The 12984-nt window shown below is 66.7% G+C and carries 11 protein-coding genes; all 11 read left to right on the forward strand.

What is annotated here, in order from left to right:
• Positions 1-4: 4 nt before the first annotated feature.
• The 11 genes from BXA03_RS02200 to BXA03_RS02250 all read left to right on the forward strand — a co-directional run bounded on the left by BXA03_RS02200 (position 5) and on the right by BXA03_RS02250 (position 12947).
• On the forward strand, positions 5-532 hold the full coding sequence (locus tag BXA03_RS02200; protein ID WP_076503516.1) for an OmpH/Skp family outer membrane protein: 528 nt from the start codon (positions 5-7) through the stop codon (positions 530-532).
• 10 nt (positions 533-542) lie between these two features.
• Positions 543-1529, forward strand: a complete 987-nt coding sequence (lpxD, locus tag BXA03_RS02205) for a UDP-3-O-(3-hydroxymyristoyl)glucosamine N-acyltransferase (protein WP_076503517.1) — start codon at positions 543-545, stop codon at positions 1527-1529.
• Positions 1526-1978: a 3-hydroxyacyl-ACP dehydratase FabZ gene (gene fabZ / locus BXA03_RS02210; protein ID WP_076503518.1), complete on the forward strand. Its 453-nt coding sequence runs from the start codon at positions 1526-1528 to the stop codon at positions 1976-1978. The genes lpxD and fabZ overlap by 4 nt, the downstream gene beginning before the upstream one ends.
• Before the next feature lie 3 nt (positions 1979-1981).
• Positions 1982-2770 (forward strand): acyl-ACP--UDP-N-acetylglucosamine O-acyltransferase, encoded by a 789-nt coding sequence (lpxA, locus tag BXA03_RS02215; protein WP_076503519.1) that lies wholly within the window; start codon positions 1982-1984, stop codon positions 2768-2770.
• A gap of 1 nt (position 2771) precedes the next feature.
• Positions 2772-3926 carry a lipid-A-disaccharide synthase gene (lpxB, locus tag BXA03_RS02220; RefSeq protein ID WP_369822383.1) on the forward strand — a complete coding sequence of 385 codons (1155 nt, stop codon included), beginning with the start codon at positions 2772-2774 and terminating at the stop codon, positions 3924-3926.
• The gene (gene rnhB, locus BXA03_RS02225; protein ID WP_076503520.1) at positions 3898-4599 is read left to right on the forward strand and encodes a ribonuclease HII; all 702 of its coding nucleotides are present in this window, start codon (positions 3898-3900) and stop codon (positions 4597-4599) included. The genes lpxB and rnhB overlap by 29 nt, the downstream gene beginning before the upstream one ends.
• Positions 4596-5390, forward strand: a complete 795-nt coding sequence (locus BXA03_RS02230; protein ID WP_076503521.1) for a TrmH family RNA methyltransferase — start codon at positions 4596-4598, stop codon at positions 5388-5390. The genes rnhB and BXA03_RS02230 overlap by 4 nt, the downstream gene beginning before the upstream one ends.
• Before the next feature lie 264 nt (positions 5391-5654).
• Entirely contained in the window at positions 5655-7394 is a 1740-nt protein-coding gene (locus BXA03_RS02235) for a GGDEF domain-containing protein (RefSeq protein WP_159444694.1), read from the forward strand.
• A gap of 115 nt (positions 7395-7509) precedes the next feature.
• Entirely contained in the window at positions 7510-8694 is a 1185-nt protein-coding gene (gene carA / locus BXA03_RS02240) for a glutamine-hydrolyzing carbamoyl-phosphate synthase small subunit (RefSeq protein ID WP_076503523.1), read from the forward strand.
• A complete protein-coding gene (gene carB / locus BXA03_RS02245) occupies positions 8687-11914 on the forward strand; it encodes a carbamoyl-phosphate synthase large subunit (protein WP_076503524.1) in 3228 nt (1075 codons plus the stop codon). The genes carA and carB overlap by 8 nt, the downstream gene beginning before the upstream one ends.
• 70 nt (positions 11915-11984) lie before the next feature.
• Complete coding sequence (locus tag BXA03_RS02250) at positions 11985-12947, forward strand: AraC-like ligand-binding domain-containing protein (RefSeq protein ID WP_076503525.1); 963 nt, start codon at positions 11985-11987, stop codon at positions 12945-12947.
• Positions 12948-12984 lie beyond the last annotated feature (37 nt).

Below are 12984 nucleotides of genomic sequence, written 5' to 3' on the forward strand. Positions count from 1 at the left end.
GAAGATGTATTCGTGGCCGTTGGCCGCACTGTTCGCCGGCCTGATGATGACTGGCGTGTCTCATGCGCAGGACGCCTTCCGCTTCGGCGTCGTCAATCCCGACCGTGTGATGCGCGAGGCGCCCGCAGCCAAGGCGGCGCAGACACGACTGGAACAGGAGTTCCTGAAGCGTGAGAAGGATCTGAAGGACCAGGAGGCCGCTCTCAAGGCCGCTTCGGACAAGCTCGAGCGCGATTCGCCCACGCTGTCCGAGACACAGCGAACCCAGCGGCAGCGGCAGCTCGTCGACCAGGATCGCGACTTCCAGCGCAAGCGCCGGGAGTTCCAGGAAGACCTCAACCTGCGTCGCAGTGAGGAACTGCAGAAGGTCTATGAAAGCGCCCAGCGCGCCATCAAGCAAGTTGCCGAGGCCGAGAAATATGACGTCATCCTCCAGGATGCCGTCTACGTCAATCCCAAGCACGACATCACCGACAAAGTGATCAAGGCCCTGAACGCAACAGCAGCTCCGAACGGCAGCGGCGGCAAGTGACGCTGACGCCGTGAGCTTGCTTCTGGGTGAGATCGTTGCCGCGCTCGGTGGCGAGCTGCTCGGCGATGCGGCGATGGTGGTTCAACGGCTTGCGCCACTTGCGGCTGCGGAGCCAGACGCGATCAGCTTTCTCAGTCACGCGCGCTACCGCAAGGAAATGCTGTCGTCGCGCGCGGGCTGCATCATTGTGGCGCCTGCGCTGCGTGAGGAAGCTGCCAAGCGCGGCGCCTGTCTCGTCGTCGACGATCCCTACCTGTATTTCGCGCGCCTGACGCAGCTCTGGAAGGCGCGCCACGCGCCGGCCACGCCCCCTGGAATCCATCCGTCGGCCGTGGTCGACGCCGATGCCCACGTGGATGCGACGGCGACCGTGGGGCCTCTGTGCGTGATCGAGCGCGGGGCCCGAATTGGCGCAGGGACGGTCCTCAGATCGCGTGTGACCGTCAGCGAGGATTGCGTCATCGGCGAGCGCTGCCTGCTGCATCCGGGCGTGGTCATCGGCGCCGATGGTTTCGGGCTGGCGCCTCATCAAGGGGCCTGGGTCAAGATCGAGCAACTGGGCGCGGTGCGCATTGGCAACGATGTGGAGATCGGTGCCAATACCTGCATTGACCGCGGCGCTCTTGAAGACACCGTGCTCGAGGACGGCGTCAAGCTGGACAACCTGATTCAGATCGGCCACAACGTGCGCATCGGCCGCAATACCGCCATGGCGGGCTGCGTGGGTGTGGCGGGCAGTGCCGAGATCGGCGCGCAATGCACGATCGGGGGCGGGGCGGTGGTGCTCGGGCATCTCAAGCTTGCGGATGGCGTGCATGTCTCCGCCGCCACCGTCGTCACGCGTTCGATCCTCAAGCCGGGGCAGTACACTGGCGTGTTTCCCATTGATGACAACGCAGCCTGGGAGCGCAATGCCGCCACGCTGCGTCATCTGCACCAGTTGCGAGAGCGCCTGCGTGCGCTCGAAAAGCAAGCCGCCTCCGGCCTGACACCATGACGAACACGCTCGACATCCACCAGATCCTTAAGCTTCTGCCCCATCGCTACCCCTTCCTGCTGGTCGACCGGGTGCTGGACATGGAGAAGGGCAAGCGCATCACGGCGCTGAAGAACGTCACGATGAACGAGCCCTTCTTCAACGGCCACTTTCCGCATCGCCCTGTGATGCCGGGCGTGCTGATGCTGGAAGCGATGGCTCAGGCGGCCGCGTTGCTGTCCTTTCGTTCGCTGGACATCGTGCCGGACGACAACACCGTCTACTACTTCGCCGCCATCGACGGCGCGCGCTTCAAGCGGCCGGTGGAGCCGGGCGACCAGCTGACCCTCGAAGTCGAGATCGACCGCATGAAGGCGGGCATTTCCAAATTCCGTGGCCGCGCCAGGGTGGGCGACGAACTCGCATGCGAGGCCGAGCTGATGTGCGCCATGCGTCGCATCGAGGCCTGAGGCATGCCCCAGATCCATCCGAGCGCCATCGTCGATCCAGCCGCTGAGCTGGACGCGTCGGTCAGCGTCGGGCCTTATGCGGTCATCGGCCCGAAGGTCCGCATCGGAGCCGGCACGACGGTCGGTGCACATTGCGTGATCGAAGGGCGCACCACCATCGGCCGCGACAATCGAATCTTCCAATTCGCGTCGCTCGGCGCCATTCCGCAGGACAAGAAATACGCCGGCGAAGACACCGCCCTGGAAATCGGCGATCGCAACACGATCCGGGAGTTCTGCACCTTCAATCTCGGTGTACCGGGTGCGGGCGGTATCACGCGTGTGGGCCACGACAATTGGATCATGGCCTATAGCCACATCGCGCACGACTGCCGCGTGGGCGACCACACCACGTTGTCGAACAACACCACGCTGGCCGGCCACGTGGAGCTGGGAGATTGGGTGACAGTAGGCGGCCTCGTGGGGATCCATCAGTTCGTGAAGGTGGGGGCGCATGCGATGGTCGGCTTTGCCACCGCCGTGTCCCAGGACGTTCCGCCCTTCATGCTGGTCGACGGCAATCCCATGACCGTGCGCGGCTTCAACATTGTGGGACTCAAGCGCCGAGACTTTTCTGCAGGCCGACTGGCGGCCGTCAAGCAGATGCATCGGGTGCTCTATCGCCAGGGCCGTACGCTGGAGGATGCGCGCGCCGCCATCGATGCGCTCGCGGGCGAGATGCCCGAAGCCGCAGGCGACGTGCAGCTGATGAGCGCCTTCCTGTCAGGCAGCACGCGCGGCATTGCACGCTGAGATGGCGGAGGCTTTGGTGTCTTCGCGGCAGTTCGCGATGGTCGCGGGCGAGGCGTCTGGCGATCTGCTCGCAGGCCTGCTCATCGATGGCATCCGGCCCCGCTGGCCGGATGTATCACTGGTCGGCATTGGCGGGCCCCAGATGCTCGCCCGCGGATTCCAAAGCTGGTGGCCCCAGGAGAAGCTGGCCGTGCGCGGCTACATCGAGGTGCTGCGCCACTATGCCGAGATCGCCGGCATCCGCCGGCAGTTGCGCGCGCGGTTACTGCAAGAATGGCCTCAGCTGTTCATCGGTGTCGACGCCCCCGATTTCAATCTGGACCTGGAAGCGGCGGTGCGCGGCCGTGGCATCCGCACCGTTCATTTCGTGTGCCCCTCCATCTGGGCATGGCGCGCCGACCGCATCGAGAAGATCCGTGCGGCGGCCGACCATGTTCTGTGCATCTTTCCCTTTGAGCCCTCCCTGCTGGCCGAACAGGGCGTGTCCGCGAGCTATGTCGGCCATCCGCTGGCCAATGTGATTCCGATGGAAGCGGATGCAGCGGCCGCCCGAAGGGCGCTCGGCCTTGATGAGGGCCGCCCCGTGGTGGCCATCCTCCCCGGTAGCCGACGCTCGGAACTGCGCTATCTGGCCACACGCTTCTTCGCTGCCGCAGCCCACATGTGGCGCAGCCGGCCCGAGCTTCAGTTCGTGGCCCCGATCATTCCGAGTCTGCGAGCCGAGGCCGAGACGCTGTTGGCGGCCAGCGATATGGCGGGCGCGATCCGCTTGGTCGACGGGCGATCGCATCAGGTGTTGGCCGCCTGCGATGTCACGCTGATCGCCAGTGGGACGGCGACCCTGGAAGCGGCGCTCTTCAAGCGCCCCATGGTGATCGCATACAACATGAATCGCCTCACATGGCGCATGATGCATCGCCAGCAATTGCAGCCTTGGGTGGGCCTGCCGAACATCCTGTGTGGTGATTTCGTCGTTCCCGAACTGCTGCAGGATGCGGCCACGCCTCAGGCGCTGGCCGAGGCGACCTTGGCCTGGCTCGATGCGCCCGGGCGTGTGGCCGCGCTGCGCGAGCGCTTTGCCCAACTCCATGGTGAATTGATGCGCGACACCCCCACGCTCTGTGCCGATGCGATCGAGAAAGTCCTCCAAGCCTGAACAGGTGCCACTGGCCTGGGACGCGCCGGGCCTGCTGGCCGGCGTGGACGAAGCTGGGCGCGGGCCGCTGGCCGGCCCCGTGGTCGCGGCCGCGGTCATCCTGGACGAGCTGCATCCGATCAAAGGGCTGGCCGATTCCAAGGTGCTGACGCCACTTCGGCGCGAAAGGCTCCACGACGAGATCCTGGCCAAGGCCCTGTGTTGCTCGATCGCGGTCGCGAGCGTCGACGAAATCGACACCCACAACATCCTTCAGGCGACGATGCTGGCGATGCGCCGTGCCGTCCAGGGCCTGCGCCTGCGCCCGTCGAAGGTGCTGGTGGATGGCAACCGCCTGCCTCCGCTGGACGTGCTGGCAGAGGCCATCGTCAAGGGCGATGCACGGGTCAAGGCGATTTCCGCCGCCTCGATCCTGGCCAAGGTGCACCGTGACCGCCTGTGCCTTTCCCTGCACGATGAATTTCCCCAGTACGGCTTTGCAACCCACAAGGGTTACGGCACGCCCGAGCATCTGGCGGCACTGCGCCAGCATGGCGCCTGCATTCACCACCGCCGCTCGTTCTCACCCGTTGCGCAGGCGTTGCAGATCGCCGCAGTCCCCGATGTGGTCGTCCAGGTGGAAAGCACGTTGCCGACGCGCATCGCGATGCCGCTGGATCGGCTGACACCATGACCATCCGTCCAGAAGACCCCGTGCGCATCACGTCGCGCGACAACGTCGTGGTCAAGGACCTCCGGCGTCTTGCGCGCGATGGCGGCGCCTATCGGCGGATGGGTCGCCTGTGGCTCGAAGGCGACCATCTGTGTCGCGCCGCGCTGGACCGGGGCATGCAGCCGATTGCCAGTGTCTTCGCCGAGTCTTTCTGGCCGCAGGCACCCGCTCGACTCGTGGAGGCTGCGCCCAGGATCTACCTGCTTCCGGATGCGCTGCTGGCCGAGGCAAGCGGCCTCGAATCGCCCGCGCCGGTCGGCTTCCTGATGGCTTTGCCAGAGTCGATGGGGCCCCGGCCGGGCTTGGCGGCGGTGGTGCTGGACCGGCTTCAGGATCCCGGCAACGTGGGGTCCATCCTGCGAAGCGCGTCGGCGTTCGGGTTTGCGCAGGTCCTGGCGCTCAAAGGCACGGTGGCGCTCTGGTCGCCCAAGGTGCTGCGCGCCGGCATGGGCGCGCACTTCGGCCTGCAATTGGTGGAGGGCATCGAGCCTCCAGCGGTCGGCCAACTCGGCCTGCCTCTGCTTGCCACGAGTTCCCATCAGGGGGAGTGGCTGCACCGGGCGGCGCTTCCGTGGCCGTGTGCGTGGCTGATGGGGCATGAAGGGCAGGGCGTGGGGCCGATGCTGGAGGCGATGGCCACCCAGCGCATCCGCATTGCTCAGCCGGGCGGCGAGGAATCGCTGAACGTGGCAGCGGCGGCGGCCGTCTGCCTGCACGCCAGCGCCGCCCACCAGATGGCAACGACGGCCTGAACTGCTTCCCGGGCAACGGGCTCTCGCACCGGGGCTGCAGCGGCATCGTGGCGAGGATGTGCTGCATTGCACGCCGGGACGTCAGTTATGCGCGACACACTGTGCAACTTGCCCACAATGGGGCAAAATTGTTAACTTTCGTGTCAAGGACATCGGCCGAGGTGGCAAGGTTGCCAGCGTGGGTCGTGTTTGCGCTCGGTCATGCAACATCACGGTGGCAACGGAGCGGCGCCCCAGGTGCTCAATCAACTGGTCAATGCGGTCGTGGCGGCGGTGCTGCTGGTGACCGCTTTGCTGGCGGCGCTCGTCTTCAACGGATCAGTCCAACGCTTGCGCGCCGTGCACGAGATGGAGGACCAACTTCAGGTCTACCGCCTCGCGCTGAGCGCGGTCGAGCATGTGTCTGCGGAGCGTGGACCGATGAACGCCGCGCTCGGGCGCCCCGGTCAATTCGCGCCCGCCCTGGACGCCGCGCGACGCAAGACGGATGTGTCGCTTGAGGCGCTGCGTCGTGGCGCCGCTGCCTGCAACTCGTGCCAGCTCGGGCCATACGAGTTCGCCGCGATCGAGAGCGAATTGCAGCAGGCGCGCATGCAGGTCCAGAACCTGCTGACCCAGGCGGTTGCCCAGCGCGATCCAACCCAGATGAGCCTGGCCATCGACCGCATGATCGGCGTGGTCGACCTCGAATTCCGTCTCATCGACCAGTTGGGCCAGAGCCTGCAGCGGCTGGCGCCCGAGATCGCCGCCCCCGTCAACCGTGCCCGCCTGGCCGCGCGCCTGCGGGAGAGCGCAGGGCGGCTGGGCTCCAAACTCACCGTGGCCCTGGCGACGCGGCGTGATCTCTCGAGCGCCGAGCGACAGGCTGTGGCCGAACTGCTTGGGCGAATCCGGCAGCTCAGCGAACTGTTGCAGACGTCCATTCCTGCCGGCCAAGGCACCGGCGACGAGGCCCGGGCCTTCGGCCGCGTCGCGGACATCTACTTCGGCCAGGGCATGGCCTATTTCGACGCCACGCTCGAGCGGATGGCCCAACAGCGCGGACCCAGCCCGGCCGAGTTCGCGGACGCGTATGTGCCCAGCCTGGCGCCGATGGTCGCCTTGCGGGATCTGGAGACCCATCTGGCGCAGAGCCGGTTGGCCGCCTTGCAGGACCGCGCATGGTGGGTACTGACGGGTGTCCTCGTGGCCACGCTGTCGCTGGCCACGCTGCTGGCCGTCGGCGTCGTCATGCTCAACCGGCGACTGCTCTCGCCTCTGCTTGACACGGTCCACCGATTGATCGGCCTGACGCAGGAGGACACCACCTTCACGCCGCTGGCACCTGCCCAGCGCCGCCGTGGCTATGCGCGTGAACTGCGCACGATCTTCGCCGCGCTGCGTCACCTGGAGGAGTTGCTGCAGCGCTCCATCCACGTTCGCCGGGAACGCGATGCGCTGATCGCCCGTCTGCATGTGCTGGCCGGCACCGACCACCTGACCGGCCTGCCCAACCGCCGAACATTCGAGCAGCGGCTCCTGCAGGCGGGGGCGGAAAGCGGCGGCCAGATGCTGGCGTTGATCATGTTCGACATCGACCACTTCAAGCAGATCAACGACCAGCATGGCCATGAGGTGGGCGATCAGTTGCTGCGGCAGTTCGCCGACCGCCTGCGCTCGACGCTGCACCGTCCGGACCAGACGGCGCGGATCGGCGGCGAGGAGTTCGTGGTGTTCCAGGCCGTCGCCCGGCCCGCGGAGGCCATGGCGCTGGCGGAGCACCTGCGCAGCGCGCTGAGCCGCCCGTTCTCGATCCCCGACCATGGCACGATGGCGGTCACGGCCAGTTTTGGTGTGGCGCTCACGCGGCAGAACGCGAAGCTGCACACCCATGAGCTGTTGCGCCGGGCGGACCAAGCCCTCTACCGTGCCAAACGTGCCGGACGCAACCGCTGCGAGATGGCCGACTTCGACGTGTCGGCTTACACCAGCCGGCTGGAGGGTGAGGCGGCGAGGCTACAATAGGCGGCTTTTCGCAAACAGCGTCGCCCGATTCTTTTCTTCGCCAGAAAATTCCCTAGCACCGTTCGCAGCCAGCGCGGCCGCGAACCTTGGGCGACCGTCTTATCCGGAGAACCCAGTGCTTTTGTCCCTCCAAGGGTCTTTTTCGCCCGCCATCCTGGCGCTCGCTGACGGCACGGTCTTTCTCGGCAAGTCGATCGGTGCCCCCGGCACCACAGTCGGCGAGGTGGTGTTCAACACTGCCATCACCGGCTATCAGGAAATCCTCACCGACCCCAGCTACCTGCAGCAGATCGTCACGCTGACGTATCCGCACATCGGTAACTATGGCGTCAACGAGGAGGACATCGAAGCCGACAAGATCCAGGCCGCCGGGCTCATCATCAAGGACCTGCCGCTGCTGGCGTCCAACTTCCGCAAGACGCGCAGCCTGAGCGAGTACCTCGCCGCCAACGGCACCGTCGCGATCGCCGGCATCGACACCCGCCGCCTGACCCGCCACCTGCGCACCCACGGCGCGCAGAACGGCACCATCGTCGGGTTGGCTGTCGGCGAGACGCCCACACAGAAACGCATCGACGCCGCCATCGCCGCTGCCAAGGCCGCGCCTTCGATGGCCGGCCTGGATCTGGCCAAGGTGGTCTCCACCCGCCAGACCTACGAGTGGACGCAGACCGAGTGGAAGCTGGGCGCCGGCTACGGCGTGCAGATCACGCCGCGTTTCCATGTCGTGGCCTTCGATTTCGGCGTCAAGAAGAACATCCTGCGCATGCTGGCCCAGCGCGGCGCTCGCATCACGGTGGTGCCGGCGCAGACGCCCGCGGCGGACGTGCTCAAGCTCAAGCCCGATGGCGTCTTCCTGGCCAACGGCCCCGGCGATCCGGAGCCCTGCGACTACGCCATCGCCGCGGCGCGCGAGCTGATCGAGACCGGCATCCCCACCTTCGGCATCTGCCTGGGCCACCAGATCATGGCCCTGGCCTCGGGCGCCAAGACCTTCAAGATGAAGTTTGGCCACCATGGTGGCAACCATCCGGTCAAGGACCTGGACAGCGGCCGCGTCTCCATCACCAGCCAGAACCACGGCTTCGCGGTGGACGAGAAGACGCTGCCCGCCAACCTGCGGGCGACGCACATCAGCCTGTTCGACAACACGCTGCAGGGCCTGGCCCGTACCGACAAGCCGGCCTTCTGCTTCCAGGGCCACCCCGAGGCATCGCCCGGGCCGCACGACATCGGCTACCTCTTCGACCGCTTCACGGCCCTCATCGAAAAACACAAGGCGGAGGCGGTGAATGCCTAAGCGCACAGACATCAAGAGCATCCTCATCATCGGCGCCGGCCCGATCGTCATCGGCCAGGCCTGCGAGTTCGACTACTCCGGCGTGCAGGCCTGCAAGGCCCTGCGCGAGGAGGGCTACAAGGTCATCCTGATCAACAGCAACCCTGCGACGATCATGACCGACCCGGCCACGGCCGACGTCACCTACATCGAGCCCATCACCTGGCCCACGGTCGAGAAGATCATCGCCAAGGAACGGCCCGACGCCATCCTGCCCACCATGGGCGGCCAGACGGCGCTCAATTGCGCGCTGGACCTGTGGCGCAACGGCGTGCTCGACAAATACAAGGTCGAGCTGATCGGCGCCACGCCCGAGGCCATCGACAAGGCCGAAGACCGCCTGAAGTTCAAGGACGCGATGACCAAGATCGGCCTGGGCTCGGCGCGCTCGGGCATCGCCCATTCGATGGACGAAGCCTGGGCCGTACAGAAGAGCGTCGGCTTCCCGACCGTGATCCGCCCCAGCTTCACCCTGGGTGGCACGGGCGGCGGCATCGCCTACAACCCGGAAGAGTTCGAGACCATCTGCAAGCGCGGCCTGGAAGCCTCGCCCACCAACGAGCTGCTGATCGAAGAGTCGCTGCTCGGCTGGAAGGAGTACGAGATGGAAGTGGTCCGCGACAGGGCGGACAACTGCATCATCGTCTGCTCCATCGAGAACCTGGACCCGATGGGCGTGCACACCGGCGACTCGATCACCGTCGCGCCGGCGCAGACGCTGACCGACAAGGAATACCAGATCATGCGCAACGCCAGCCTGGCGGTGCTGCGCGAGATCGGCGTCGACACCGGCGGCTCCAACGTGCAGTTCTCGGTCAATCCGAAGGACGGCCGGATGATCGTCATCGAGATGAACCCGCGCGTGTCGCGCTCGTCGGCGCTGGCCTCCAAGGCCACGGGCTTCCCGATCGCCAAGGTCGCGGCCAAGCTGGCCGTGGGCTACACGCTCGATGAACTGCGCAACGAGATCACGGGCGGCGCCACGCCGGCGTCCTTCGAGCCCAGCATCGACTACGTGGTCACCAAGATCCCGCGCTTCGCCTTCGAGAAGTTCCCGCAGGCCGATTCGCGCCTGACCACGCAGATGAAGTCCGTGGGCGAGGTGATGGCCATGGGCCGTACCTTCCAGGAGTCCTTCCAGAAGGCGCTGCGCGGCCTGGAAGTGGGCGTGGACGGCATGAACGAGAAGACCCAGGACCGCGAAGTGCTCGAGAAGGAACTGGGCGAGCCCGGCCCCGAGCGGATCTGGTACGTGGGCGATGCCTTCGCCCAGGGCCTGAGCGTGGACGAGGTGTTCGACCTGACCAAGATCGACCGCTGGTTCCTGGTGCAGATCGAGGAGATCGTGAAGATCGAGCTCGAGCTGGAGACCAAGACGCTCGACGACATCGACGCCTACACGCTGCGCGTGCTCAAGCAGAAGGGCTTCTCCGACCGCCGCCTGGCGCGCCAGCTCAAGACCACCGACAAGGCCATCCGCGACAAGCGCCGCGCCCTGGGCATCCGCCCGGTCTACAAGCGCGTGGACACCTGCGCGGCCGAGTTCGCAACCGACACGGCCTACATGTACTCCACCTACGACGAGGAGTGCGAGGCCGAGCCGACGACCAACAAGAAGATCATGGTGCTGGGCGGCGGTCCCAACCGCATCGGCCAGGGCATCGAGTTCGACTACTGCTGCGTGCACGCGGCCCTGGCAATGCGCGAGGACGGGTACGAGACCATCATGGTCAACTGCAACCCCGAGACCGTCTCGACCGACTACGACACCTCCGACCGCCTGTACTTCGAGCCGCTGACGCTGGAAGACGTGCTGGAGATCGTCGACAAGGAAAAGCCCAGCGGCGTGATCGTGCAGTACGGCGGCCAGACGCCGCTGAAGCTGGCACTTGACCTGGAGGCCAACGGCGTGCCGATCATCGGCACCACGCCCGACATGATCGATGCCGCGGAAGACCGCGAGCGCTTCCAGCAGCTGCTGCACGAGCTGGGCCTGCGCCAGCCGCCCAATGCCACGGCGCGTACCGAGGGTGAGGCGCTGGAAAAGGCCGCGGCACTGGGCTACCCGCTGGTGGTACGCCCGAGCTACGTGCTGGGCGGCCGCGCGATGGAGATCGTGCACGAGCAGCGCGACCTGGAGCGCTACATGCGCGAGGCCGTCAAGGTGAGCAACGACTCGCCGGTGCTGCTGGACCGCTTCCTGAACGACGCCGTCGAATGCGACGTGGACTGCATCCGCGACGCCGAGGGCGCCACGCTCATCGGCGGCGTGATGGAGCACATCGAGCAAGCCGGCGTGCACTCGGGTGACTCCGCCTGCTCGCTGCCGCCCTACAGCCTCAAGGCCGAGACCATCGCCGAACTCAAGCGCCAGAGCGCCGCCATGGCCAAGGCGCTGAACGTGGTCGGCCTGATGAACGTGCAGTTCGCCATCCAGGAAAAGAATGGCCAGGACGTGATCTACGTGCTGGAAGTGAACCCGCGCGCCTCGCGCACGGTGCCGTATGTGAGCAAGGCCACGGGCATCCAGCTAGCCAAGGTCGCAGCCCGCTGCATGGCCGGCCAGTCTCTGGCCAGCCAGGGCGTCACCAAGGAAGTCACGCCGCCGTACTTCAGCGTCAAGGAAGCGGTGTTCCCCTTCGTCAAGTTCCCGGGCGTCGATCCGATCCTCGGCCCGGAGATGAAGTCCACCGGCGAGGTGATGGGCGTGGGCAAAACCTTCGGCGAGGCCTTCGTCAAGAGCCAGTTGGGCGCCGGCACCATCCTGCCGAAGTCGGGCAAGGTCTTCATCTCGGTGAAGAACAACGACAAGGCCCGTGCGGTGGAATGCGCTCGCGGCCTGGCCAAGCTGGGCTTCGAGCTGATCGCCACCAAGGGCACGGCCGCGGCCATCCAGGCGGCGGGCCTGGCGTGCGCGGTGGTCAACAAGGTGACCGAGGGCCGTCCGCACATCGTGGACATGATCAAGAACAACGAGATCGCCCTGGTCATCAACACGGTGGAAGAGCGCCGCAACGCCATTGCCGATTCCCGCCTGATCCGCACCTCGGCGCTGCTGGCCCGTGTGACGACCATCACGACGATCTTCGGCGCCGAAGCGGCTGTCGAGGGCATGCAGCACCTGCAGGACCTGGGCGTGATCTCGGTGCAGGAGATGCACGCGGAGCTGGCCGGCGCCTGACCGCCGCAGGCGAGCGAGTCCCTGGGGCTCGCCCGCTTGCATGGCACGGGCGGCTCGCTAGAGTGCGCGCATGCCGTCCGTACCGCCTGCGATTGCCGAGCACCGACGTCTCTGGAGCACGGAGGCCGTCGGATGCAACGAGCGGCTGGACTATTGGGTCGGCGCGATCTGCGAGGCCTTCCTCGAAATGGACTGCAGCTCGCGCGAGGCCGAGGCCTTCGGCGGCCAACTCGCAAGCCGTGACGTCGAGGAAATCTCGGTCAACCAGGTCATCGCATCCACGCAGGATGTCTACAGAACGCCGGCCGGCATTGCCCGCAGCCGGCGTTCCCATTTCTACCTGATCGGTCAGGCCGACCGGCCCTGGCATGTGCGCCAGGGTGGCCAGGTGGCGCACCTGCGTCCTGGCGATGCGGCACTGGTCGATGCCGCGGTGCCGTACGAGCTGCACTTTCCGCAGGGCGTGCATTGCGTGTCGGTGCAGCTTCCACGGGCATGGGTTGCGCAATGGTTGAGCGGGCCGGAGGCGCATGGTCCCCGTGTGGCGTGGCACGACCAGGGCTGGGGCCGCAGCCTGGGGGCGTTGCTGGTACAACTCGCGCGCGATCCGGACACCGTGGCCGCCATGCCCGCGCCCATGTTCGCGCAGCACCTGGGCGCACTGATGGGCGCAGCCTTCGAGACGCCGCAGGCGGGGGAGGGCGCCAGCGTCAGCCTGCACGGCCGCCTGCTGACCCTGATGCGCGCGCAGCTCGACCAGCCGGGTCTGCGGGCCGAGATGTTGGCCCACGAGGCCGGCGTCTCGCTGCGCACGCTGCACCGCGCCTTTTCCGCGGCGGGCGGCACCTTCGCGGGCACGCTCAGGTCCCTGCGCATGGAGCGGGCGCAGGCGCTGTTGACGCAGCCCCGGCTCGCCGATCTGGGCGTCGGCGAAATCGGCCGGCGCTGCGGCTTCGCCGATGCGTCGCACTTCGTGCGTGAGTTCCAGCGGAGCGCGGGGTCTACGCCGGCCGCCTGGCGTCGCGAGCGCTGAGTTGCGGGCGTTTGGTCGCGCGCGGTCGCGCGGTTGG

The organism is Pseudacidovorax sp. RU35E (assembly GCF_900156165.1).
Classification (GTDB): domain Bacteria; phylum Pseudomonadota; class Gammaproteobacteria; order Burkholderiales; family Burkholderiaceae_C; genus Xenophilus.

Excerpts from the sequence above, each read along its gene's own strand:
- rnhB (WP_076503520.1), top strand. The coding sequence starts at position 3,898 with ATGCGATCGAGAAAGTCCTCCAAGCCTGAACAGGTGCCACTGGCCTGG.
- BXA03_RS02200 (WP_076503516.1), top strand. The coding sequence starts at position 5 with ATGTATTCGTGGCCGTTGGCCGCACTGTTCGCCGGCCTGATGATGACT.
- BXA03_RS02230 (WP_076503521.1), top strand. The coding sequence starts at position 4,596 with ATGACCATCCGTCCAGAAGACCCCGTGCGCATCACGTCGCGCGACAAC.
- fabZ (WP_076503518.1), top strand. The coding sequence starts at position 1,526 with ATGACGAACACGCTCGACATCCACCAGATCCTTAAGCTTCTGCCCCAT.
- carB (WP_076503524.1), top strand. The coding sequence starts at position 8,687 with ATGCCTAAGCGCACAGACATCAAGAGCATCCTCATCATCGGCGCCGGC.
- lpxB (WP_369822383.1), top strand. The coding sequence starts at position 2,772 with ATGGCGGAGGCTTTGGTGTCTTCGCGGCAGTTCGCGATGGTCGCGGGC.
- lpxA (WP_076503519.1), top strand. The coding sequence starts at position 1,982 with ATGCCCCAGATCCATCCGAGCGCCATCGTCGATCCAGCCGCTGAGCTG.
- BXA03_RS02250 (WP_076503525.1), top strand. The coding sequence starts at position 11,985 with ATGCCGTCCGTACCGCCTGCGATTGCCGAGCACCGACGTCTCTGGAGC.